Annotated in this window: 26 protein-coding genes, 1 tRNA gene and 1 other RNA gene; 11 read left to right on the top strand and 17 right to left on the bottom strand. The window is 65.9% G+C overall.

Annotation, left to right across the window (positions count from 1 at the left end; translation table 11 throughout):
• Positions 1-56: 56 nt before the first annotated feature.
• Both CRO22_RS07440 and CRO22_RS07435 read right to left on the bottom strand, forming a co-directional pair.
• Positions 57-821, bottom strand: a complete 765-nt coding sequence (locus tag CRO22_RS07440; protein ID WP_097069495.1) for an EcsC family protein — start codon at positions 819-821, stop codon at positions 57-59.
• A gap of 51 nt (positions 822-872) precedes the next feature.
• Positions 873-1,358: a GNAT family N-acetyltransferase gene (locus CRO22_RS07435; RefSeq protein ID WP_097069494.1), complete on the bottom strand. Its 486-nt coding sequence runs from the start codon at positions 1,356-1,358 to the stop codon at positions 873-875.
• An 82-nt stretch (positions 1,359-1,440) separates the two neighbouring features.
• Between CRO22_RS07435 and CRO22_RS07430 the strand changes: the two genes are divergently transcribed.
• Positions 1,441-2,031, top strand: coding sequence for a flavin reductase family protein (locus CRO22_RS07430; protein WP_097069493.1), 591 nt, complete (start codon positions 1,441-1,443; stop codon positions 2,029-2,031).
• Positions 2,032-2,289: 258 nt separating this feature from the next.
• Here CRO22_RS07430 and CRO22_RS07425 read toward each other — a convergent pair whose 3' ends face one another.
• Together CRO22_RS07425 and CRO22_RS07420 are read right to left on the bottom strand one after the other, a co-directional pair.
• Positions 2,290-3,282: a DUF6976 family protein gene (locus tag CRO22_RS07425; protein WP_097069492.1), complete on the bottom strand. Its 993-nt coding sequence runs from the start codon at positions 3,280-3,282 to the stop codon at positions 2,290-2,292.
• Between the two features lie 12 nt (positions 3,283-3,294).
• Complete coding sequence (locus CRO22_RS07420) at positions 3,295-3,504, bottom strand: hypothetical protein (protein WP_097069491.1); 210 nt, start codon at positions 3,502-3,504, stop codon at positions 3,295-3,297.
• 138 nt (positions 3,505-3,642) lie between these two features.
• Between CRO22_RS07420 and CRO22_RS07415 the strand changes: the two genes are divergently transcribed.
• Positions 3,643-4,590 carry a 1-phosphofructokinase family hexose kinase gene (locus CRO22_RS07415; protein ID WP_097069490.1) on the top strand — a complete coding sequence of 316 codons (948 nt, stop codon included), beginning with the start codon at positions 3,643-3,645 and terminating at the stop codon, positions 4,588-4,590.
• 264 nt (positions 4,591-4,854) lie between these two features.
• Entirely contained in the window at positions 4,855-5,703 is an 849-nt protein-coding gene (pdxY, locus tag CRO22_RS07410; protein WP_097069489.1) for a pyridoxal kinase, read from the top strand.
• Between the two features lie 2 nt (positions 5,704-5,705).
• On the opposite strand, the gene CRO22_RS07405 is transcribed toward pdxY, so the two are convergent.
• The 4 genes from CRO22_RS07405 to CRO22_RS07390 all read right to left on the bottom strand — a co-directional run bounded on the left by CRO22_RS07405 (position 5,706) and on the right by CRO22_RS07390 (position 9,725).
• Entirely contained in the window at positions 5,706-6,530 is an 825-nt protein-coding gene (locus CRO22_RS07405) for an ABC transporter permease (protein ID WP_097069488.1), read from the bottom strand.
• Positions 6,527-7,357 (bottom strand): ABC transporter permease, encoded by an 831-nt coding sequence (locus CRO22_RS07400; RefSeq protein ID WP_097069487.1) that lies wholly within the window; start codon positions 7,355-7,357, stop codon positions 6,527-6,529. Before CRO22_RS07400 ends, CRO22_RS07405 begins: the two co-directional genes overlap by 4 nt.
• A gap of 65 nt (positions 7,358-7,422) precedes the next feature.
• Entirely contained in the window at positions 7,423-8,577 is a 1,155-nt protein-coding gene (locus CRO22_RS07395) for an extracellular solute-binding protein (protein WP_097069486.1), read from the bottom strand.
• Positions 8,578-8,612: 35 nt separating this feature from the next.
• Positions 8,613-9,725 carry an ABC transporter ATP-binding protein gene (locus tag CRO22_RS07390; RefSeq protein WP_097069485.1) on the bottom strand — a complete coding sequence of 371 codons (1,113 nt, stop codon included), beginning with the start codon at positions 9,723-9,725 and terminating at the stop codon, positions 8,613-8,615.
• A 99-nt stretch (positions 9,726-9,824) separates the two neighbouring features.
• On the opposite strand from CRO22_RS07390, the gene CRO22_RS07385 reads away from it, so the two are divergent.
• Both CRO22_RS07385 and CRO22_RS07380 read left to right on the top strand, forming a co-directional pair.
• On the top strand, positions 9,825-10,847 hold the full coding sequence (locus CRO22_RS07385) for a LacI family DNA-binding transcriptional regulator (RefSeq protein WP_097069484.1): 1,023 nt from the start codon (positions 9,825-9,827) through the stop codon (positions 10,845-10,847).
• Positions 10,844-11,383: a 2'-5' RNA ligase family protein gene (locus CRO22_RS07380; RefSeq protein ID WP_097069483.1), complete on the top strand. Its 540-nt coding sequence runs from the start codon at positions 10,844-10,846 to the stop codon at positions 11,381-11,383. Before CRO22_RS07385 ends, CRO22_RS07380 begins: the two co-directional genes overlap by 4 nt.
• A 36-nt stretch (positions 11,384-11,419) precedes the next feature.
• Here the strand turns inward: CRO22_RS07380 and CRO22_RS07375 are convergent.
• Positions 11,420-11,496, bottom strand: a tRNA-His gene (locus CRO22_RS07375).
• A 127-nt stretch (positions 11,497-11,623) separates the two neighbouring features.
• Between CRO22_RS07375 and CRO22_RS07370 the strand changes: the two genes are divergently transcribed.
• Positions 11,624-11,851, top strand: coding sequence for a DUF6324 family protein (locus tag CRO22_RS07370; protein ID WP_097069482.1), 228 nt, complete (start codon positions 11,624-11,626; stop codon positions 11,849-11,851).
• Here CRO22_RS07370 and CRO22_RS07365 read toward each other — a convergent pair.
• The gene (locus CRO22_RS07365) at positions 11,835-12,278 is read right to left on the bottom strand and encodes an MmcB family DNA repair protein (protein WP_097069481.1); all 444 of its coding nucleotides are present in this window, start codon (positions 12,276-12,278) and stop codon (positions 11,835-11,837) included. The genes CRO22_RS07370 and CRO22_RS07365 overlap by 17 nt on opposite strands.
• 9 nt (positions 12,279-12,287) lie before the next feature.
• Between CRO22_RS07365 and CRO22_RS07360 the strand changes: the two genes are divergently transcribed.
• Both CRO22_RS07360 and ssrS read left to right on the top strand, forming a co-directional pair.
• The gene (locus CRO22_RS07360; protein ID WP_097069480.1) at positions 12,288-12,740 is read left to right on the top strand and encodes a DUF6404 family protein; all 453 of its coding nucleotides are present in this window, start codon (positions 12,288-12,290) and stop codon (positions 12,738-12,740) included.
• Between the two features lie 41 nt (positions 12,741-12,781).
• Positions 12,782-12,939, top strand: a non-coding RNA gene (gene ssrS, locus CRO22_RS19480) — 6S RNA.
• Between the two features lie 128 nt (positions 12,940-13,067).
• Here ssrS and CRO22_RS07355 read toward each other — a convergent pair.
• From CRO22_RS07355 to CRO22_RS07335, 5 genes are all read right to left on the bottom strand, one after another.
• Positions 13,068-13,415, bottom strand: coding sequence for a hypothetical protein (locus CRO22_RS07355; protein ID WP_097069479.1), 348 nt, complete (start codon positions 13,413-13,415; stop codon positions 13,068-13,070).
• Between the two features lie 150 nt (positions 13,416-13,565).
• A complete protein-coding gene (gene nusB, locus CRO22_RS07350) occupies positions 13,566-14,066 on the bottom strand; it encodes a transcription antitermination factor NusB (protein WP_097069478.1) in 501 nt (166 codons plus the stop codon).
• On the bottom strand, positions 14,063-14,614 hold the full coding sequence (locus CRO22_RS07345) for a 6,7-dimethyl-8-ribityllumazine synthase (protein WP_097069477.1): 552 nt from the start codon (positions 14,612-14,614) through the stop codon (positions 14,063-14,065). The genes nusB and CRO22_RS07345 overlap by 4 nt, the downstream gene beginning before the upstream one ends.
• 1 nt (position 14,615) lies before the next feature.
• Positions 14,616-15,749 carry a 3,4-dihydroxy-2-butanone-4-phosphate synthase gene (gene ribB / locus CRO22_RS07340; RefSeq protein ID WP_097069476.1) on the bottom strand — a complete coding sequence of 378 codons (1,134 nt, stop codon included), beginning with the start codon at positions 15,747-15,749 and terminating at the stop codon, positions 14,616-14,618.
• Positions 15,746-16,336 (bottom strand): riboflavin synthase, encoded by a 591-nt coding sequence (locus tag CRO22_RS07335; RefSeq protein ID WP_097069475.1) that lies wholly within the window; start codon positions 16,334-16,336, stop codon positions 15,746-15,748. Before CRO22_RS07335 ends, ribB begins: the two co-directional genes overlap by 4 nt.
• A gap of 221 nt (positions 16,337-16,557) precedes the next feature.
• Here CRO22_RS07335 and CRO22_RS07330 point away from each other — a divergent pair, with 221 nt between their 5' ends.
• From CRO22_RS07330 to CRO22_RS07320, 3 genes are all read left to right on the top strand, one after another.
• Positions 16,558-17,841 (top strand): capsule biosynthesis protein, encoded by a 1,284-nt coding sequence (locus CRO22_RS07330; protein WP_097069474.1) that lies wholly within the window; start codon positions 16,558-16,560, stop codon positions 17,839-17,841.
• 106 nt (positions 17,842-17,947) lie between these two features.
• Entirely contained in the window at positions 17,948-19,051 is a 1,104-nt protein-coding gene (locus tag CRO22_RS07325; protein ID WP_176518576.1) for a polysaccharide biosynthesis/export family protein, read from the top strand.
• Positions 19,051-21,090: a capsular polysaccharide biosynthesis protein gene (locus tag CRO22_RS07320; protein ID WP_097069473.1), complete on the top strand. Its 2,040-nt coding sequence runs from the start codon at positions 19,051-19,053 to the stop codon at positions 21,088-21,090. The genes CRO22_RS07325 and CRO22_RS07320 overlap by 1 nt, the downstream gene beginning before the upstream one ends.
• Here CRO22_RS07320 and ribD read toward each other — a convergent pair.
• Complete coding sequence (ribD, locus tag CRO22_RS07315; RefSeq protein ID WP_097069472.1) at positions 21,087-22,178, bottom strand: bifunctional diaminohydroxyphosphoribosylaminopyrimidine deaminase/5-amino-6-(5-phosphoribosylamino)uracil reductase RibD; 1,092 nt, start codon at positions 22,176-22,178, stop codon at positions 21,087-21,089. The genes CRO22_RS07320 and ribD overlap by 4 nt on opposite strands.
• Entirely contained in the window at positions 22,175-22,642 is a 468-nt protein-coding gene (gene nrdR, locus CRO22_RS07310; RefSeq protein ID WP_097069471.1) for a transcriptional regulator NrdR, read from the bottom strand. The genes ribD and nrdR overlap by 4 nt, the downstream gene beginning before the upstream one ends.
• Between the last annotated feature and the right edge of the window lie 15 nt (positions 22,643-22,657).

Here is a 22,657-nt window from a genome sequence, read left to right as displayed (position 1 = left end):
TGCCTCCCGGATCCCCCAGGCGCCCCCCCGGACTGAACCGGGAGCGGGCGACAGGGTCAGCGGCTGGATCGGGTCAGCCGCATCACCAGTTCCTCGCGCAACAGCCCCTCGTCCTCGCCGCTTTCCTGCGCAAGCCGCTTGAGCCCGAAATGGACCCGCGCGATCTCCTGATAATAGCTCGTGAAAGCGTAGTTCACCGCCGCACCCGCCACCGCGCCGAGCACCGGTACCGTCTGCGCCGCGAGCTTCTGGCCAAGCGCCAGAGCAAGCCTGGGCGCAACCTTGCCGATCAGCCCATGCAACCCGGCGCCGGTCAGCGTCATGCGTGCCGTCAAAAACCCCATGTCGACACCGTCATCGGCATCAAGTGGCCCGGCGGCGGCGAAGACGCGCAGACACTCCACCCGCACTTCCTCACTTTCCGGATCGAACCCGTGTTCGGCGGCAATGCCCTGGATCGCGCGCAAGAGCAGCGTGATGGTGAAAGGCAACTCGGCCAGAGCGCTCGGCAAACCGCCCGCGCCCCCCGCCGCACCAAGCGCGGTACCCAATGCCTTGTTCACCCAGTCGGGCCGGTCCGCGACGACACCACGCGAGCGGCGCGCCGCCTCGAAAGCGGTGTCGAGCCCGCGTTCGGTGGCCGTTTGCAGACCGTTCAATACCGGGGCGGGGAGCCGTCCGAGCAGCCCCTCCGTGGTGGCGCCGACAAGCGAAATCACCTGCATCATCGGCCCCGAGGCGGAGCGATGGCGGCGCGCCAGTGCATCGAGCGCCGAGGTCAGGCCGGGATCGGTGACCGGCAAAAGAATTTCGGGCTGCATGGTTCTCCCCTGTTTTCCCCGATATGGGGCGCGGGAGACGCGGGCGAAAGATCAGGGGACGAATTTCTCCACCGGCCCGCGCACCCCCGCCCAGGCGCCGGGGCGCAACTCCAGCGCCAGCACCCGCTCGGGGTTGGTCGGAGGTGGCATCTCCACCCCGTCGATCTTCTCGAACCCGAACCGCTGGTAATAGGGCGCATCGCCCACGAGCAGCACCCGTTCCCAGCCGAGCCGCCGTGCCTCGGCCAGGCTCTCGCGCATCAAAAGGCCGCCGAGCCCCTCGCCCTGCCGCGTCGGGTGCACGGCGACGGGGCCCAGAAGCAGCACCCGCGCGCCGCCCACCAGCACCGGCCAGTAGCGGATCACCGCAGCAAGCACCCCATCTTCGCGCAGCGTCAGGCAAAGCGGCTGCACCGGCGCCACCCCCTCGCGCAACCGGTAGGAGGAGAGCGCCGTTCGCCCCGGCGCGAAGCAGAGGTCATAAAGCGCCTCCACCTCCCACCAGTCGGCCTCGGTCTCTTCCTCAAGCTGGTACATATCGCCCCCGATTCCCGCGATTATCCGTCTTTCCCCGCGCCTAACACGCGCTAATCTCGGGTTCAAATCAAAGGAGAAGCCGATGTTCTACCGCCCCGAGGAGGGTTGTCCCCTGCCCCACAACCCGTTTGGCGCGATCGTGGCCCCGCGTCCGATCGGCTGGATCTCGACGCGCGGAAGACTGGGCGACAATCTCGCCCCCTATTCTTTCTTCAATGCCGTCGCCTATACCCCGCCGCAGCTCGTTTTTGCCTCGACCTCGGCGAAGGCCGATCGCGGCGATACCAAGGACAGCCTCGCCCAGATCCGCGAAACGGGGGTGTTTTGCGTCAATCTCGTCTCTTCCGATCTGATCGCAGCGATGAATGCCTCCTCCGCGGCGCTGCCTGCGGGCATGGATGAATTCGTCGCCACCGGGCTCGAAAAGGCGGGATGTGTGGGGATCGACTGCCCGCGTGTGGCCATCGCGCCCGCGAGCCTCGAATGCCGGCTGGTGCAGGTGATCTCGCTGCTGGGCGCCTACAACTACCTCATTCACGGCGAAGTCGTGGGCGTGCACATCCGCCCCGATTGCCTGCATGATGGCCGTTTCCGCCCGCCGGATCGCCTCTCCCGGCTCGGCTATCAGGATTACGCGACGATCACGGAAACCTTCGATCTCGCGCGTCCCTGATGGCCGGGCGCGCCCCTGCCGCCGGATCACGATGACCCCGGGACGCCGCGCGCGGGCCTGCCGCCACTTTTTAGACGGGACCGGCGTCCGGATGGACGGCGCCTGCCACCCCGCAAACAAAACCTCCCGGCGCGGGCTCGCACCGTCGCGCCGGGGGGGGAGGTCCCCGGAGAGAGACCTGTACCGAAGGCCGGGGCGCGGCAAGCCGCGCCCCGAAGCCGCATGAACCTCCGCGCGAACGGGCCGCGCGAACTGCGATCAAGCGGCGTTTTCGTTGATGTCCATCCGCACGAGCGTCTGGTTGAGCAGGATATAGGCGATTTCGCCGAAGGTGACCGGGCCGGTGAAGCCGCCGGTGCGCTGGCCCTCAAGCTCGCCATAGAGGTAGTTCAGGATACAGTTGCACGAATACTGGCCCGCGCCCGCATCGCCCGCGCCCTGCGCAAAGGCCTGGGCATAGGAGCCCAGCGCATTCGCCAGGCGATATTCGACGCCCGCGACAACAGGCGCGTAAAATTTCACCTCGCCGGTTTCGGGATCGGCCGACTGGATCGAGACATTGACGAGCGCGCCTGCGTAATTCGCCACCAGCGGCAGGCGCGTGTCGATCTTGTTTTCGGTGATATAGGCGGCGAGGTTCACCCGTTCGCCATTCACCATCGCGGTTTTCGCCACAAAGCCGCTTTCGTCAAAGACGAAGCTCAGCTTCGCGTCATCACCCCGGGCGAAGATGTTGAGGATGTCGAGGTCGATCGAGACGCTCTCGGGCAGCGCAACATGGAGCAGAACCGCACCCTCGTCATGACCGATGCCGGTGGTGCCGTCGAACACTTTCGGCGCGCGCTTGCCGATCTCGTCGAGATGCACGCCGGTGATCCAGCCCGCGAGCGGTTGGTCGAACAGGCCCGGATAGCTCTGGCCATCCACGGCGAATTGCGAATGCGCCACCGAGAAGGCCGGGATCATGATCATCGTCACACCGCCGGGCTTGTAACCCGCGGAGATGCCCGGAAGCCCCGCCACATCGAGATGGCGCGGCGTGGCGCCGGTCGCGGCGCTGATCGTGGTGCAAAAGAGCCGGTCACGCACCACCGCACCGCCGGTTTCGGTGACGAAGTAAACAGTGGTCCCGCCAATCCAGGCACCCTTGGGCAGTTGCGCCAGCAGCGCCTCGTCGCCCGCGATCACCATCACATCCCCGGCTTCGATTCGACTCGAGACCTCGGAAACCGTCAACATTTCGTTTTTCATCGTTTTCTCCGGTCAGAATTTCGACACATCAGCGACAGCAAAGGGGTTCTTCGTCACGAAATCGCGCAGTTCGCCCACTTTGGCAGCAAGCGCCCCCGGCGCTTCGGCCACCTCGCGGCGCATGCGCGAGATCAGGATCCGGGTTGCCAGGGACGCCGCCGACAGATCGGAGTCACTCGTAAGGACCCGCTTCCAGCGCGGATCGGACACATCAGGAATCATTCACACCTCCAATCGTGTTCTTGAATAAATAAACATCTAGATCTTAATAACGGGTTTCTGCCCTTCCCCCGGGAGGGTGAACCTGCAATGTTGGCGCTAAATACTCCCCGGGCCAGGCGCCCCCCGGAAAGGCAAGGCATGACAGCGATTCTCACCGTCACCCTTAACCCCACTGTCGATCTTTCCATTTTTGCCGATACTGTCGCCCCCGAGCGCAAGCTGCGCTGCACCCGGCCCGACACCGACCCGGGCGGCGGCGGCATCAATGTGAGCCGGGCAATTTCGGCGCTCGGCGGCCATTCGACCGCCTTTGTCGCTCTCGGCGGGCCGACCGGCGACAAGGTCATGCACCTGCTTGCCGAGCAGGGAATCGGCCTTGCCCCCTTCCCCGCACCGGGCGAGACGCGCCAGAGCCTTACCGTCACCGATGCCGCAAGCGGCGAACAATACCGCTTCGTGATGCCGGGACCGGAATGGAGCGGCCCCGATGTACGCAAGGTGCTCGACCGGATCGCGAAATCCGCACCCGAAAACGGCATCGTCGTGCTGTCGGGCAGCCAGCCGCCGGGCGTACCCGATGATTTCCCGGCCCGGCTCGCCACGAAAATTGCCCGCACCCGGGCACGGTTCTTTCTCGATACTTCGGGCAAGGCACTGCATCAGCTCCTCGTTGCCGGGGCGCAACCGGTCGATGTGCTCCGCATGGACGATCTTGAGGCGGAAGAGCTCGCCGGACGAGCGCTGCCCGCCCGCTCCGACAGCGCCGATTTTGCGCAGGAACTCGTGCACAAGGGTATCGCGCATGCGGTGGTGGTGGCGCGCGGGGCCGATGGCAACGTGCTCGCCACCGCAACCGAGCGCTGGGTGGCGCAGGCGGTGCCCGAGAAGGTGATCTCCAAGGTCGGCGCGGGGGACAGTTTTGTGGCCGCCTTCACGCTCAGCCTCGGGCGCGGACTCGCGCTGCCCGAGGCACTGCGCTGGGGCGCAGCGGCAGCCGCGGCAGCGGTGATGACCCCCGCCACCGAGCTTTGTACCGAGCGCGACGTGCGCCGGCTTCTGCGCAGCGCCACGCTTTCCCGGCTTTGAGCCCGCCCGCTCCGGATCCGGGGCAACGCGCGCCGTGGGCTGGCAGGAATCGCCGGAACTGCCCGAAGTCTGGCGCCCGGGTGACCCCAGGTTCGCGCGGCACGATCCGCGGGCCTCGGCTTTGTCAGACCGTCAGGGCCGTTCCCGCGCTCCGGCCGGGCTTGCATCCCGCCGCCAAGGCGCCTTATTTGGGCCGCATAGCCCTGCGCGACCCTCCCGCCCGTCGCGACGGCACGAACCGGCGCAAAGGACCAAGCGGCCAGAATGCTTCCCCCTCCCTTCGTGATCTCGATCCAGAGCCAGGTCGTGTTCGGCCATGTCGGCAATTCCGCGGCGCTCTTTCCGATGCAGGCCGCCGGGCTCGAGGTCGCCGCGATCCCGACCGTGGTATTTTCCAACACCCCCGATTATCCAACGCTGCGCGGCCGCGCCCTGCCGCCTGAATTCTTCTCCGACCTATTGCAGGGCGCGCGTGAACGCGGGCTGGCCGAACGCGCCGATTTTCTCCTCACCGGCTATATCGGCTCGCAGGAAGTGGCAGAAATGACTGCCGATTTCGTTGCAGAGGCGAAGGCCGCGAACCCTCGGCTCCGCTATCTTTGCGACCCGGTTCTGGGCGATGCGGGCCCCGGGCTTTATGTGCCCGCGGCGATTGCCGGGGTGATGCGCGACCGTCTCCTGCCGCTTGCCGATCTCGCCACGCCGAACCCGTTCGAGCTCGGCTGGCTCACCGGGCAACCGGTGGCCACGCTGGCCGATCTCGTCGCCGCGAAAGCGGCGCTGAACCTTGCGCCCGCGGCCACACTCATCACCACAGGCTGCGCGCTCGACGACACCGCCCCGGGACAGATCGAGAGTGTAATCCTCGGTCCCTCGGGCACGAGCCGCCATCCGACCGCGCATCTGCCGATCGCGCTCCCCGGCACGGGGGATCTGTTTGCCGGGCTGATCCTTGCCGGGCTCGGCCGCCGCCACCCCCTGCCGCAGGCGGTGGAAACCGCGCAAAGGCTCACCTCCCGCGCGCTCGCCCATGCGGCAGCCCTCGGCGCCGGCGAGGTGGTGCTGAGCGAGCCCGAATTTCGCCGTGCCCTCCTCACGCTTGGGGCGGCGTGAGCTCAACCGATCCGGGCGAGCACATCGGCTTTCAGAAACCGCTGGATCACCAGCATGAAGACGACCGAGGGAACGAGCAGGATCAGCGCCGTGATCGAGGCGATCTGGTAATTCCCCTCCAGCGCGGCGCTGTAAAGCAGAAGCGGCAGCGTCGTGACATCGGGCACGCCCACAAAGAACGTTCCGGTGAATTCATCGAGCGAGATCAGGAAAACGAAGATCGCACTGGCGATCAAACCCGGCAGCGCCAGCGGCAGGGTGACGGTGCGAAACACGGTGAACCGGGGCGCGCCCATATTCGCGGCCGCCTCCTCAAGCGCGGGATCAACGGCAGCAAAGGCGGCGGCCGAGATCCAGACAGAGAACACCAGCCCCTGGATCGCATGCACCAGAACGACCCCGGGGAAAGTGCCATTGAGCCCGAGGCTATAGAAGATGCGCGCCACGTTCATCTGTACCGCAATCGCCGGAAAGGCCTGCGGCAGCAGGAACAAAAACAGGAAAAGCGCCCGCCCCGGGAGTCGCCCGCGCGCGAGCGCAAGCCCTGCCGGCACCGCCACAAGAAGCGAGACGACGACGGTCAGCACCGCTATCACAAGCGAATTTCCCAGCGAGATCATTGCATTGCCCTGCGGCCGGAAGACTCGCTCCCAAAACGCGAACCCATAGCTTTGCGGCAGTTTGGCGGGGAAATACCAGGTCTCGGCAAAGGCCCAGAGAAGCATGTTTGTCAGCGGCCCGAAGACCGCGAGCGCGAGCGCGGCCAGTGCAAGGCCGGTGAGCGTGGCCCTGAGGGCGGAAGGCAGGACGGGACGGCGCGGCGTCATGCCGATTTCTCCTTGAGCCCCTGCCGCAAATAGCCCCAGGCCACGAGCCCGGTCATCGCATAGGCGATGAGTCCAAGCGCATTCGCCATGCCGTAATCGCCATAAGCATTGATGCGCCAGGCCATGTCGACGGTGAGCATGGTCGGGTTTTCGGCATTGATCATCATCGGCACGGACAGCACCGACATCATGGTGACGAAGCTCAGGATCAGCCCGGAAGCGAGGCTCGGCATCACCTGCGGCACCACCACATCGAGCAGCAACCGCAACCGCTTCGCACCAAGGTTGCGCGCCGCCTCGATCGTGGCGCGGTCGAGCGCGGCCATCGCGCCCGCCAGAAGCAGCGCGACAAACGGGGTCTGCTTCCAGACGAAGGTGATGACGATGCCACGCCAGTCGAGAAAGCTCTGGGTAGTGAAGGGGGTGAGCAGACCCAGTTCAACCAGTGCAGTGTTCATCATGCCATTCTTGGCAAGGAAGGTACGCATCAGCTGCGCCGCCACCACGAAGGGAATGAAGAGCGGCCAGCGGTAAAGCCAGCCCAGCAGCGCAACGAACAGGCGGCTCTCGCCGAGCGTCAGATAGCCCGCGATAGCCACGGCGAGCACAGCCACAAGTGCCGTTGCCAGAACAACGATGACGAGCGAGAACAGGATATCGGCAGAGTAGAACTGCCAGGCGCGCCAGAAATTGCCCATCCCCCAGCGCGCCTCCGCGTCTTGCCAGAAGGCGGAGGCAAGCGAGGACGCGAGAGGGAAGAGAAACAGCACGGCCATCATCGTCAGCGCCGGGGTGATGAGCAGGAGCGAAGCCTTGCGACCGAACATGGGGTTTGCCTTCAGGACGAAAATCCGGGGGCGGTCACCGCCGCCCCCGGTGGATGTCGCGCAGATCAGTTCGTGACTTTGGTCTCGTAATCTTCAAGCAGATCGTTGAAATAGGCGCCCAGCGGGAAGGGCTTGGCCTTTGCCGCCAGATCCTCGGGGGTGATGTCGGTGAAGAGCTTGGCCCAACTCGCCTCATCGAGCACGCCTTGCAGATGCGTCGCATCAATCCCCGGATACCAGTTGAACTTTTTCACGATCCCCTCGGCCTGCACCTCGGGCGAAGTGGCAAGGGCGATGAATTTTTTCGCCGCTTCCGCATGCGCGGCCTTCGCGGGGATCGCGTAGTAATAGGGCTGGCCGGGCATGCCGGGCTCGGGCAGGAAAATCTTCAGGTTCGGATTGAGCCGCCCGTCCTGCTGCCAGCTGTAGAACATGTCGACCCAGACCGGACCCATCGCGATCTCGCCACGGTTGAGCATGTCGAGCGTGCCCGCATTGCCCGGCGTGAAGGTGACATTTTCGTTGAAGGCCTTGAGCTCGGCAAAGGCTGCCGTCCAGCCGGCCTCCTGCGCCTTGTCATAGGGGCCGGTCATCAGCACGGCCGCATCGCCGCCGAAAGCGTAGATCCAGGCAGTGGCAAAGGCAACGCCCGACATGCCGTTTTTGATGCCGTTGTAGCCAAAGGCGCCCTTGTGTGCCGCCGCCCAGTCGCGGAGCCCGGCCATCGTTTGCGGCGGCTCGGGCACCAGATCGGGGTTATAAGCGATCGCGGTTTGCGAGATGAACATCGGCATCACGTAGCCCGCCACATCGGTGCCCAGCGCGTTTTCGGCGCTCACGCTCGTCACGAGCGGGCCGGTGGCGATCTCGTCGCGGTATTTTTGCAAAAGCCCGCTCTCGACCATCTCGCCGGTCTTGAGCTGGTTCGTCACGATCACATCGAGATCCCAGACATCGCGGTCCTTTTGGGCCGTGAGCTTTTCGAGGATCGCCTGGCTGCCGGCATCACCCGGGCCGGTACCGACGGTGGTGACCTTCCAGCCGGGGTTTTGTGCCTCGAACATCGGGCCGAGGTAATCGGTCACGTAATCGACCATGTTCTCGCTGCCGCCGGTGGCGACGGTGAGGGTCTCCTCGGCCTCGGCGAGGCTCGCGCCGCCCAGCGCGGCGGCCAGCGTCAGCACGGCGGGCCAGAAAGTCTTTGCAATTCGCAGGGGCATGGTTTTCTCCTAGCGGATCAAGGGGGGAACGGCAGCTATGCCGCCTCTTGGCCGGTCGCGGCGCTCTCGGATCTTGCAGGAAACAGACAGAGCGCCGTGGCCGGTACATGCAGATCGACGCGCGCGCCGGTCCCATGTCGGGTCGGGGCGTCCACCATGATCCGGTCCGCGCCAATCGCGACCTCGTGGCGGTAGACGGAGCCCAGATAAGAATGAGAAAGCACCTCCCCCGCAAGGGAGAGGGAAGGACCGGGGGGCGGCTCAAGCCGGACGGTCTCGGCGCGAAACATCACCTCCGCGGCGCCCTCGGCGAGCCCTTGCGGCGCATGGAGCGCACCGGTGAGCGACAGCGCCGCAGGGCCGACGCACAAAAGCCCGCCCTCAAGCCGCGCGGCAAGGCGGTTGTCCACCCCCATGAAGCGCGCCACATAGGGGCTTGCCGGCCGGTGCCAGACCTCTTCCGGGCGGCCCGCCTGGGCGATCCGGCCCTCCTGCAGGATCACGATCCGGTCGGCCATCGACATCGCCTCCTCGCGATCATGGGTGACGAGAATGGTGGTGAGGCCAAGGCGCTGCTGCAGGGCGCGGATCTCGTGACGCATGCTCGCGCGGATCCCGGCATCGAGGTTGGAGAGCGGTTCGTCGAGGAGCAGCACCGGCGGATCGATGGCGAGCGCACGCGCCAGCGCCACGCGCTGCCGTTGCCCCCCCGAGAGATCAGAGACCCGCCGCCCGGTGAGATCCTCAAGCCCCACCATCGCGGCCATTTCCGCCACCCTTGCGCGGATCACGTCGCGCGGATGACGGCGCAATTTCAGCCCGTAGCCGATATTCTGGGCCACTGTCATATGCGGCCAGAGCGCATAGCTCTGAAACATCATCGCCATGCCGCGCGCCTCGGGCGCGGTCTGGCTCATGTCGACTCCGTCGACCGCAATCCCTCCCGCCCGCACCGGCACAAAGCCGGCAAGCGCGCGCAGGATTGTCGTCTTGCCGCAGCCCGATTCGCCCAGAAGCGCGATGAACTCGCCCGCAGCCACATCAAGCGACAGATCGGTGATCACATCCGCACCGTCATAGCCAAGATGAAGCCCTGCAAGGGAAATACTCCGTCCGAGCGGTGAAGTGCGGTGTTCGACAAGGGTCATGGGTTCGCCTTCATGAAACCGTCATGCAAAATCTGCACACGTGTTCACATAGACCGCCGCTGTTACAGCGGTGTGACGGGACGAGACCGGGAGGGGCGGATGAGTGTCGAGGCAAACGAGAGCCGCGGACCCGTGCGGCGGGTAACAGCGGCCGAAGTTGCGCAGGGCGCGGGCGTCTCGCGCTCGGCGGTCTCGCGCGCCTTCACGCCGGGAAGCTACCTCGATGCCGACAAACGCACCCGCATCCTCAAGGTGGCCGAGCAGCTCGGCTATCGGCCCAACAGGCTCGCCGCGGGGTTGCAGGGGCGCGGCCGGTCCAACCTCGTGGCGGTGCTGGTGGGGCAACTCGCCAATCATTTCGACAGCGATTTTCAGGCAATCCTCCTTGAGGGGCTCGCGGCGATGGGCAAATGGCCGCTCGTGATCCTCGCCGCTCCCGAAATGATCGAGGAAGATATTCTCGGCGTGCTCGGCTTTCCGCTCGATGCGCTGATCCTGCGCGGCGGCTCGGTTGGGGCGCCGGTGGTGGACTATTGCAGCAAGCTTGGCATCCCGCTCGTCGTCTCGGGGCGGGTGATGGATCTGCCCGGCGTCGATTCGGTCTGCGGCGACAATATTGGCGGCGCCGAGGCGGCGGTCGGGGCACTCATCGCCCGGGGGCGGCGCCAGATCGGCTACCTCGGCGGTCCGGCTGATCTCTTTTCTGATGCCGAACGGCGGGCGGGGTTTCATTCCGCGATCGCGCAAGCGGGGCTTCTGCCCGCCGCCACCTGCAGCGCCGATTACAGCTTCGAGGGCGGCTACGCCGCCGTCGCCGGGCTGCTCGGTCAGGCCCCGGCGCTCGACGGGTTGTTTTGTGGCAATGATGCGATGGCGATGGGCGCGATGGCCGCGCTGCGCGAGATCCATGGCCGTGCCGTTCCCGAGGATATTTCGGTCGTCGGCTTTGACGATATCTCGATCGCCTGCTGGCCCGGCATCGCGCTTTCGACCGTGCGCAACGATGCGCGCGCCACAGTGGCCGAGATCCTCTCCTTGCTCGCCAGCAGGCTTGCCGAGCCACAGCGCCCCGGCCGCGTGGTGCGGATCCCCGCGCCTTTCATCGCAAGGAACAGCCATTGACCCCCGCCGCCCTGCATTCGATCTGGCTCGTCCCGGCCGCAGAAGAGGCGCGCGCCCTCGCGGCGGAGATCGCGCGGATCGCCACGCGGACCGGCACCGCGGCTTTCGCCCCGCATGTAACGTTGATCGGCGACAATGCCGCTCCCCTGCCGCGGCTCGAGGCGGCCGTTGACGCGCTGGCCCGCTCCACCCCACCGCTCACGGCCCGGATCACGGCGCTGGCCGGCGAGACCAAGCGGTTTCGCGCGCTCTACCTCGCGCTCCAGCCCGGACCGGGGCTGACAGGCCTGCGCCGCGCGCTCGCGGAATCGCTCCCCCCCGAGGCAGGGCACGGCGCCTTCCGGCCACATCTCTCGTTGGGTTACGGCCCGCGCGCCCATGCGCATCGCACGGCTGCGGCACGCGGCCTTGCGCTCTGGTGCGGGCGGTCGCTCCGGTTCGACCGGGTGCAGATCGTGCGGTCCGCCGCAACCATTCCCGTCGCAGACTGGGAGATCCTCGACAGCCGACCGTTGCGCCGCACGCCCAACCTCTGATCACGAGGTGCTTGCGGTTCACTCATTTAGGGGGGATGGTACCGCCTCCCCGGCTCGAACGGGGGACCTCTGGATCCACAATCCAGCGCTCTAACCAACTGAGCTAAGGCGGCACTGAGGGGCGTTTAGCTTCTGGCGCGGGGGAATGCAAGAGGGAAGCGGGCGCAGAAATGACCGAAGCGCTTGCCCCGCCGCGCTGCTTTGGCTAGGCCGGGACGAGAAGCCGCAGCGGAGGAGAGGATGGGGATCAACGACGAAAACGAAATGGCGGGCGATTTGCAGATCGGCCCCACCGATCAGGGCATGGTGCGGATCTTCGTTTCGGGTGACGGGTTCGAACTGCCCTTCGATTTCGACCCGGAAGAGGCGGAAGAAATCGCCGAGGAGCTGCTCGCCGCGGCCGAGGCGGCCCGCGAGATCGCCGCTGGCGGAAAGCCGAAAGGCGCCAAGCCTAGAGGAAAACGCTGAGCCCTGCCGCATCGCGCCCCGCAAGGCGCAGGGCCGCGGTGCGGGCAAATCCCTGCATCACGGACTTGCGGCGCGGAGCCGCGAGCTTCGCCTCGGGCGGCAGGCGCAGGATCTCGCCACCAAACCGGTCCGCAAGGATCAGACCGGTTTCTTCCGGCAGGATCGCGGTCGGGAAATCTCCCTCAACCGCCCAGAAAAACCGGTCTGCATAAGCCAGATAGCCTTGCCATTTGCGGTCCGAGGTAAAATCCGCCCGCGAGGATTTGCACTCCACCACCCAGATCTCGCCCTTGCGGCCAAGCGCCATCACATCGACCCGTAATCCGGGCTTTGGCACGACCTCGGGCAGGCAGGCGAAGCCATGATCCATCAGACAGCGCATCACGCCACGCGCGATAAGTTGACCGGGGAGAAGATCCTTTGCCATGCCCGAAGCATGAACGAAGAGAGAACATTTGTCGAGTGCGGCATTGCGACATTTGACGACGCGAGGGCGGAACGCGAGGCTGAGGCGGTAACGATCTTCAAGGGTCAGGCCATGTCCGAGCACGAACGCCGTCTAGCGGCCGCGCAGGCCGAAATGAAAGCTGCCGGCCTGCGGGCGCGGCCGCTTAGCCCTGTCGCCATCCGGCTGATGCAACTGGTCGGGCAGGAGCCGCGCCCCTGGCCCTATCTGCCGCTGCATCTGCGGCTGCTCGCCTATGGGCTGCCGTTCGGGCTGGTCTGGATCACCGTGAATGCGGTGTTCGGGTGGCGCGGAATCGTGGCGGATCCGACGATCTTTCTTGCCTCGACGCTGCTCGGCATCCCGATCTACACGCTCTCGATCGGGCTCATCGAGCAGCAACGCTGGTGCCGCAAAGGATTGAGCCGCTGGGAGGAACTCTGAGCCCTTGCCCTGCGCCCCGGCACATCCTATCTGAGAGGCGGCGGTTACTGCTCTTCGCGTGAACGGGGCCTTTTTCCAGTGGCCGATAACCATTCCTGAGGGAACTGGCTCTGCCCTGGCCCTGGCCTGGGTATCTGGCACCCACCTGACTTGTCAGGCTCTCGGGAAATCTCGCCCCCACGGTCGCTGCGGTTTCCGCCACCTTTTGCCGATGCCGTGGCCTTCAGGCCCTTCAACGCGCAACCGCAACACTCGCCGACGCGAAAAGCTGAGCCTTCACAAACGAAAACCCCCCGCCGAAGCGAGGGGCTTCCGTGTCCGGAGGGTTCAGTACAGTTTCTTGACGATCTTGCGCTTGGATTTGGAGTCGACCGGAACCGGAATGGCCACCATGTCGAGCGGCATCTCGAAGGTCGGAATGGCATCGCGCCGCCCCCCCCCGCGCGGTGGCTCTTTCTCCGCCAGAGCCATCACCGAGATGCCGAATTGGACGCCCGCGAACACCACCGTGTTGAACACGAAGAGAAGCGCGATCGCGATATAGCCGATATCGGAGGTGAGGATCAGATGCCGCAGATTTACGACGTTGAAGCCAAGCAACATGCCCACAAAGGCCGCCGAGAGAAGAGCCCCGAAAAGGATGTTGCGGATGTAGAGACGCACCAACTCCGGCATGTCGATTCCTCCAGCTTTGGAATCAGTCTAGCGCGAAATCCGGAGATTCATACCGAAATTTTGCCAATTTGCCGCAGTCGCGTCACAAAATATCGACAAAATGGCATATTTAATGTCAAGGTTTGGCCCATTGGGCCGCTCCGGTCCGGTTCAAAAGGCCTCGGGCCGGATCTCGCGCGCCATGTGGTCGAGCACCGCATTGACGAATTTCGGCTCGCGCCCCTCGGGGAAAAATGCGCGCGCCACCTCGACGAACTCGGTGATCACCACCTTGATCGGCGTTGCCGGGTTGACCATCTCGGCGCCCGCAGCGCGGAACAGCGCCCGCAAGACCGGGTCGATCCGGTCGATCGGCCAGGTGGCCACCAGCGCGCGGTCGGTGGCTTGGTCCACCCGCGCCTGCCACATCACCGCATCGTCGAGAAGGCGGCGAAACAGCGAGGGATCGGCCTCGGAAAGCTCCGTCCCCTCATCCTCGGTCGCCATGCCGAAGCGGAAATCCTCGAATTCGCGCGCAACCCGGTCCACCCCCTGCCCCGCGGCTTCCATCTGGAAAAGCGCCTGCACGGCATAGAGCCGTGCCGCCGAGCGCATCCGGCGTTTTTCTTCCGGGCTCGGTTTCTTCGGGGTCTCGGGGGTAGTGTCGGTCATGCGCGGCTCGGTCCTTCGGTCTCACCGGCGATGCGGATCTCTTCGCCTGCGGGGCGGAAGCCGATTCCCTTCGTCCGGGTGGCCCATTTGCGCGAGAGCGCGACAAGATGCAAGGCCGCAGCCGCGGCCCCACCGCCTTTGTCCTGATCGGCGGGGTCGGCACGGACCTCGGCCTGGAGCCGGTTTTCCACCGTCAGGATGCCGTTGCCGATGCAGAGCCCCTGCAGGCCGAGGAGCGTGAGGCCGCGCGAGCTGTCATTGCAGACCGTGTCATAATGCGTGGTCTCGCCGCGGATCACGCAGCCAAGCGCCACATAGCCATCGTAATCGGCCATCCGCCCGGCCATGCCGATCGCGGTCGGGATCTCCAGCGCGCCGGGCACCTCGATGATATCAACACTCGCGCCCGCCTTTTCGGCGGTGGCTTTCGCCCCCTTGATCATGTTGTCGGCGATGTCCCGGTAATAGGGCGCGACAACGATCAGGAGCTTCACCGGCTTGTCAAACGCCGGAAGCGGCAGCGTGTAATGGCTTTCGTTGCCCGCCATCTCAGTAGCTCCGCGTTTCTTCGATGGTGAGCCCGTAGCCCTCGATGCCGACAAGCTTTGGCTTGGGCGAGTTGGTGAGCAGCTTCAGATGGCTGATCCCCAGCCCGAGCAGGATCTGCGCGCCGAGCCCGTATTGGCGCAGCGTCTGCGGCGAGGCCTCGCCCGGCATCACCATCTTGGCGCTGGTCTCGCGCAAGAGCACGACGACGCCGCGGCCTTCGGCGGCAATTGCCTCCATCGCACGGCCCAGATCGCCCACTTTCGAGGCATTGAGGCCAAGCACATCGGCGAGCGGATCAAGCGCATGCATCCGCACCAGCACCGGCTCAGGCGTCGAAATGTCGCCCTTGGTGAGAATGATATGTTCCGCGCCCTCGGTCTGGTCGGTGAAAACGCGCATCGACCAGTCGCCGCCATGCACCGAATGCACCGGGCGTTGCGCGGTTTCCCGCACCAGGCTGTCATGGCGGCGGCGATAGGCGATCAGGTCAGAGATCGTGCCGATCTTGATGTTGTGCATCTGCGCGAAGGCGATCAGGTCGGGAAGCCGCGCCATCGTGCCGTCTTCGTTCATCACCTCGCAGATCACGCCCGAGGGGTTCAGGCCGGCAAGCCGCGAGATGTCGACCGCGGCTTCGGTATGGCCCGCGCGCACCAGCACGCCGCCTTCGCGGGCGCGCAACGGGAACAGGTGTCCCGGCGTGGCGATGTCTTGCGGCCCCTTGGTCGGGTCGATCGCCACGGCCACGGTGCGGGCGCGATCATGCGCCGAGATGCCGGTGGAGATCCCCTCGCGGGCCTCGATCGAGACGGTGAAGGCCGTTTCGTGGCGCGAGGAATTGGCCGAGGCCATCAGCGGCAGGCCCAGAGCCTCGATCCGGTCTGCGGTCAGCGCAAGGCAGACGAGGCCGCGGCCGTGCTTGGCCATGAAGTTGATCGCATTGGGTGTGGCCATCTGCGCGGGGATGATCAGATCCCCCTCGTTCTCGCGGTCTTCATGGTCCACGAGAATGAACATCTTGCCGTTGCGCGCATCCTCGATGATCTCGTCGATGGTCGAGATCGCATCGTGATAGCTTTGCTCCACCGGGCCGGGTTTGTCGTGTGCGCCGGACTTGTCCACCGGGTTCGTCATGCCTTCCACTCCGTCAGCCGCGCGACATAGCGCGCGAGCGTATCAATTTCGAGGTTGACCATGTCGCCCACTCTGGCGGTGCCAAAAGTGGTCACGGACTTGGTATGGGGAATGATGTTGATGCCGAAGGTGCAGCCGTCCACTTCGTTGACGGTGAGCGAGCATCCGTCGAGCGCGACGGAGCCTTTCGGCGCGATGTATTTGGCGAGCATGTCCGGCGCGCGGAAGGAAAACCGGATGCTTTCGCCCTCGTCCTTCATCGCGATGATCTCGGCCACGCCATCGACATGGCCCGAAACGATATGCCCGCCCAGCTCGTCGCCCACTTTCAGCGCGCGTTCGAGGTTGATGTGTTTGCCCAGTTCCCAGGCGCCGATATTGGTTTTCGAGACCGTCTCGCCGGAAATCTGCACATCATACCAATCCGCCCCGGTGGCGATCACGGTGAGGCAAACCCCCGCATGGGCGATGGAGGCGCCGATCTCGACCGTGCTCATGTCATAGCCCGAACGGATGCGGGCGCGCAGGTCGCCCGTTTTCTCAAGACTGACGATCTCGCCCAGATCGGTCACGATTCCGGTGAACATGGCTCTTCCTTTGCCTGATTTGCTTCTGCCTAGCTCGCACGGGGCGCGCACGCAAGGCTTGCGCCCGACGCATGAGTGCACAGGACCGGCGCAGAAATGCGTCCGAGCGTCGCGTTTGTCCGGGTTTCGCCCTCCCGGTCGCGTCCCTCTCCCTATTTGAGCGTGACACCGCCCCCGCCCCGCGCCACAAGAAGGAGCCAGACTGAAAGACCCCGCCCGCAATGACCGCCTCCGGCCGCACCTTCCTTCTGTTGCAAGGTCCACACGGACCCTTTTTCGCGCAACTCGGGAGGATGCTGCAGAGCGCGGGCGCCGAGGTCTGGCGCATAGGCTTCAACCGCGGCGATCAGGCTTTCTGGCCGGACAAGGCGCATTACCTGCCCTTCAACGGCCCGCCCGCGGACTGGCCCGCAGTGCTGGAGACCATCCTCACGCAGAAATCCGTCACCGATCTCGTGCTTTACGGCGATACAAGACCCGTTCATGCGCAGGCGATCGCGGCGGCCCGGGCGCGCGGGCTCACCGTGCATGTGTTCGAGGAGGGGTACCTGCGCCCTTATTGGGTCACCTATGAGCGCGGCGGCGCGAACGGCCATTCGCGGTTGATGTCCCTCAGCCTCGCGCAGATGCGTGCCGCGCTCGCGCAAAGCGAGATCGACTTTCCCGATGCCCCGCCGCGCTGGGGCGACACGCGCCAGCATATCTTTTATGGCGCGCTTTATCATTTTTTCGTGCTGGCGATGAACCGCGGTTATCCGGGCTTCGTGCCGCATCGCGGTGTCTCGGTGGTCTCGGAGACCCGGCTCTACTTCAAGCGGCTCATAGGGATGCCGTTTCAGGCGCTCGAACGGATGATTTCAACCGCGCGGGTGCGGCTTTCCGGTCATCCGATCCATCTCGTGCTGCTGCAACTCGAGCATGACGCCTCGATGCAGATGCATTCGCCGTTCCGCACGCAGGAAGAGTTCATCGACCTCGTCACCACGGGCTTTGCCGAGGGGGCGCCGCGCCATCACCATCTTGTCTTCAAGGCGCATCCGCTTGAAGACGGGCGTGCACCGCTCGCCGGCAAGATCCAGGCCGCCACCCGGCGCCATGGGCTCGCGGGGCGGGTGCATTTCATCGGTGGCGGCAAGCTCGCGGCGCTGCTCGCCCAGGCGCGCTCGGCCGTCACCATCAACTCGACCGCAGGCCAGCAGGTGCTCTGGCGCGGCCTGCCGCTCAAGATCTTTGGCCGCGCCGTCTACGACAAACCCGAATTCGTCTCCGCCCAGCCGCTCGCCGCCTTCTTCGCGGCCCCGGCCCGCCCCGATACCCGCGGCTATCGCGATTACCGCCACTATCTGCTTGAGACCTCGCAGATCCCGGGCGGTTTCTATTCGGCGCGGGGACGGCGGATCCTGATGCGTCAGGTGATCGACATGATGCTCGCCCCCGAAGATCCTTATGAGGCGCTCGTCGCTGGAAACGCGGCGCCACGGCAACAGTTGCGCGTTGTGAACTGATCGTGATGGATTTTTCGGCAGTTACGCGCTAACTTGTCGCGAAACAAAACGGCCATCCCGAAGAGGAGCCCGAGCAGTGACGACAAAACTCCCCCGCAGGGCCCTCATGCTGGGCCTTTCGGTGGCCGTTCTGGGGACGGCCTCCTGTGGCCTGCCGCGCTCTGGCCCGAACAAGCGCGAGATCTTTTCCGGCTCCGTGATGCGGCAGGGCGACGCCTTTGTCGTCTCCGTCAACGACCATGTCGCGCGTGCCACCGCTGTACAACCCGCCCTCGGATTTTCGTCTGACTTTCAAAGGGCTGGGGTGATCGGGTCGGATACGATCAACCCCGGCGACACACTGATGCTGACGATCTGGGAAAACGTCGACAACGGGCTTCTGGCGCCCCAGGGGGCCTCGGCCACCCAGTTGTCCGAAGTGCAGGTCGATGGCGCGGGCAATATTTTCGTGCCTTACGCAGGCAAGATCAAGGCGGCGGGGAATTCGCCCGACGCCCTGCGCAAGATCATCACCGAAAAGCTCGATGCCCAGACCCCGGACCCGCAAGTGCTCGTCACCCGGGCCGCGGGCGATGGTGCGACCGTCTCGATCATGGGGGCGGTCGGCGGCCAGGGCGTCTATGCAATCGAGCGCCCCACCCGCACCCTTTCCGCGATGATCGCGCGCGCGGGGGGCGTCAGCATCAAGCCCGAGATCGCCAAGATCACCGTCAAGCGCGGCGGCAAGCAGGGCACCGCCTGGCTCACCGATCTTTACAAGAACCCGCGCATGGACATCGCATTGCGCCCGGGCGATGTGATCCTCGTGGAAGAGGACACCCGCGCCTTCACCTCGCTTGGCGCAACCGGCGCACAGGCCCGCGTGCCTTTCCAGACCCAGACGCTTTCCGCGCTCGAAGCCATTGCCACCGTCGGCGGCTTGCAGACCAACCTCGCCGATCCCACCGGCGTCTTCGTTCTGCGCAACGAACCGGCCGAGATTGCCTCGGTGGTGCTTGGCCGGAATGATCTCGTGGGCGATCAGCGCATGATCTATGTGCTCAACCTGACCGAGCCGAACGGCATGTTCATGGCGCGCGACTTCGTGATCCGCGACGGCGATACCGTCTATGTCACAGAGGCGCCCTATGTGCAGTGGCAAAAGGCGCTTTCGGCGATCACCGGTTCGGCGACCAGCGCAAACTCCCTCTCCACCCTCGCCGGAAACTGATGCCCGAGACGACGGAGCAGCCGGCCGCGGCGGAACGTCCCCCGCGACGGCTCTTTTGTTACACGCTCGGCTTCTGGCGCGAGCCGCGGCTCGCCGCGATCTTGCGCACCTCGGGCTACACACTCCATCTCGGCCGCCCCGGCCCCGAGGACCGGGTCGTGGTCTGGGGCCGCTCTCCTTTCGCCGCGCGCGGCGAACGGGTGGCGGCACGCTATGGGGCCGGGCTCCTGCGGGTCGAAGATGCGTTCCTGCGCTCCGTCCATCCGGGCCGCGCCCGCGACGCCGGCGGCCCGCTCGGGCTCCTGATCGACCCCGATGGCGTGCATTTCGACCCCTCCCGCCCCTCGATGCTCGAGCGCCTCGCCGCCCGCGCGCCGCTTGACGACACCGCGCTTCTGGACCGCGCGCGCGAGGGCATTGCCCGGCTGCGCGCCTCCAACCTCTCGAAATACAACGACTTCGACCCGGATCTCGACCCGCCTCCTCCGGGCTATGTGCTGGTGATCGACCAGATCGCGGGCGATGCCTCGGTGCGCTTTGGCGGCGCCACCCCCGCCACCTTCCGCGAAATGCTCGCCGTCGCGCAGATCGAGAACCCGGGCGCGCGGATCCTCATCCGCACCCATCCCGAAAGCCGCGCCGGGCTGCGCCCCGGCCATTACACGCCTGCCCATGAAGATGCGCGCACCCGGCTTTACGAGGCGCCGGTCTCCCCTTGGGCTTTGCTCGAAGGCGCAGTGGCGGTCTATACCGTCTCCTCGCAGATGGGCTATGAGGCGATCCTTGCGGGCCACAAGCCGCGCGTTTTCGGCCAGCCCTTCTATGCGGGCTGGGGGCTGACGCAGGACGAAACTCCGGTCGCCCGCCGCAGCCGCCGCCTCACCCGCGCGCAACTTTTTGCCGTGAGCCATATCCTCGCGCCAAGCTGGTATGACCCCTGCCGCGCCCGTGCCTGCTCCTTCGAGGAGGCGATGGATCAGCTTGAAGCCGAGGTGCGCGCCTTCCGCGAAGATCGCTTTGGCCATGTCGCCACCGGCATGCGGCTGTGGAAACGCGGCCCGTTACAGGCGTTCTTCGGGCAAGAACAGCGGCTGAACTTCATCGACCCGCCCGAACGCGCCGCCAAAAGCGCAGAGCAGAGCGGGCGCGGGCTCTTGGTCTGGGCGGGCAAGGAGCCCCAGGGGTTCAACGCCCCCGCGCGCCGCATCGAAGACGGGTTCCTGCGCTCGAAGGGGCTTGGCGCCGATCTTGTGCCCCCCTTGTCGCTGGTCACCGACACCCGCGGCATCTATTACGACCCCACTCGCCCTTCTGATCTCGAAGCGCTGATCACCGCTCCCCTCCCCCCCGGGGGAGATCGGCGCGCCGCACGGCTGATCACGGGGCTGCGCCGGGCGGGTGTGTCGAAATACAACATCGGCGGAGATCTCCCCGACCTGCCCGAAGGGCACCGGATTTTGGTGCCCGGGCAGGTGGAAGACGATGTCTCGATCCGCCTCGGTGCCGGCAAGATTTGCACAAATCTGGCTTTATTGGCCCTTGTTCGAACTCAAAACCCAAATAAAATCATTCTTTTCAAACCTCATCCCGATGTAGAGGCGGGGCTGCGCCCCGGCGCCATTCCTGACAAAGAGGCGCTGCGCTACGCTGACGCGATCTTGCACAAATCGAACCCGATCGCCCTGATCGAGGCAGTCGACGAGGTCTGGACGATGACTTCGCTTCTGGGCTTCGAGGCGCTGTTGCGCGGCACACCCGTCACCACCACCGGCGCGCCCTTCTATGCCGGATGGGGGCTTACCCGCGATCTTGGAGAGATCCCGGCCCGGCGCGGCGCAAAGGTCAGCCTTGAGCACCTCGCCCATGCCGCGCTCATTGCCTATCCACGCTATTACGATCCGGTCTCGCAACGCCCCTGCCCGCCCGAGGTGGTGCTCGAACGGCTCGCCAAGGGGCCCCTGCCCCGGCCCGGGGGGATCAATCGGCTGCTTGCCAAGTTGCAAGGCCTGCTCGCGAGCCACGCCGGGCTCTGGCGTTAGTCCCGGCGCCAGCGCGCAAGCACGTCGCCACCGATCGGCTGAACCTCCGTGAGGCGATAGCGCGGCGCCTCTGTCAGCCGGTCAAGCCCCAGCGCACCGATGCCGGGCCGCGCATCCGCGCCGAGCATAACGCCCGCGGTAAAGCCGATCAGCTCGTCCACAAGCCCCGCCGCCATGAGGGCCGCGGCAAGTTGCCCGCCGCCCTCGCAAAAGACGCGCGTGAGCCCGCGCCCGGACAGCGCCATCATCAAGGCGGCAGGGTCGAGCCCGGCAGGTGTCTCGGGAAGTTCGATCAACTCGGCGCCGAGCCCCGCCCAATAGGCCCGCGCCTCGACGGGCGCTTCGGCGCCATGCGCAAGCCAGAGCGGCGCGGCAGAAAGGGAGCCCGCCAGCCGGTCACGCGGCAGATCGAGCCTGCGCGCCACAATCACCCGCACCGGCGCGCGCACCGGCGTGAAGGCACGCACGGTGAGCAGCGGATCATCCGCGCGCGCCGTGCCGCCCCCGACCAGAACCGCATCAAACCGCGCGCGCAGCGCCTGCACGCGGGCGCGGGCTTCCGGGCCGGTGATCCATTGACTCTCGCCATTCGCAAGCGCAATCCGGCCATCGAAACTCGCCCCGAGCTTCAGCGCAAGCCACGGGCGATTATAGGAAATCCGGCTCAGAAACCCCGCCTGAAGCGCGCGCGCCTCGGCCTCCATCACACCGGTGACAACCTCGATGCCCGCCGCGCGCAGCATCGCATGCCCCTTGCCCGCCACCCGCGGATCCGGGTCTTCGAAAGCCGAAACCACGCGCGTGATGCCCGCTTCGATCAGCCCCAGAGCGCAGGGCGGCGTATGGCCAAAATGCGCGCAGGGCTCAAGCGTGACATAGGCCGTGCCGCCCTGCGCCGCTGCCCCGGCCTGATCGAGCGCGCGGCGCTCGGCATGGGGCCGCCCGCCCGGCTGCGTCCAGCCGCGCCCGGCGATCCGGCCGTCGCGCACGATCACGCAGCCTACGGCAGGATTGGGCCAGACCGAGCCGAGCCCGCGCGCGGCAAGGCTCAGCGCCAGCCGCATGAAGCGGCCGTCGGCCTCGCTCACTCGGCTTCTCCGCCTTGCGGACGCAGTTCCGAGACGAATTTGTCGAAATCGTCAGCCGCCTGGAAGTTCTTGTAAACGCTCGCAAAACGCACATAGGCTACGGTGTCGATCCGCGCCAGCGTTTCCATCACGATCTCGCCGATGGCGCGCGAGGGGATATCCGTCTCGCCCGAGGATTCGAGCCGCCGCACGATCCCGGAGATCATCTGATCGATCCGTTCCGGGTCGATCGGGCGCTTCTGCATCGCGATGCGGATCGAGCGCTCGAGCTTGTCGCGGTCGAAATCCTCGCGCCGCCCGGAGCTTTTGATCACCACGAGATCACGCAATTGCACCCGCTCATAGGTGGTGAACCGGCCCCCGCAAGCCGGACAAAACCGCCGCCGCCGGATCGCCACGTGATCCTCCGCCGGACGGCTATCTTTCACCTGAGTATCGACATTCCCGCAAAATGGGCAGCGCATCGCTTCCCCTTTCTT

The organism is Rhodobacter maris (assembly GCF_900217815.1).
In the GTDB taxonomy this organism is placed as follows: Bacteria; Pseudomonadota; Alphaproteobacteria; order Rhodobacterales; family Rhodobacteraceae; genus Rhodobacter; species Rhodobacter maris.
This window is presented reverse-complemented; position numbering and strand designations above follow the sequence as displayed.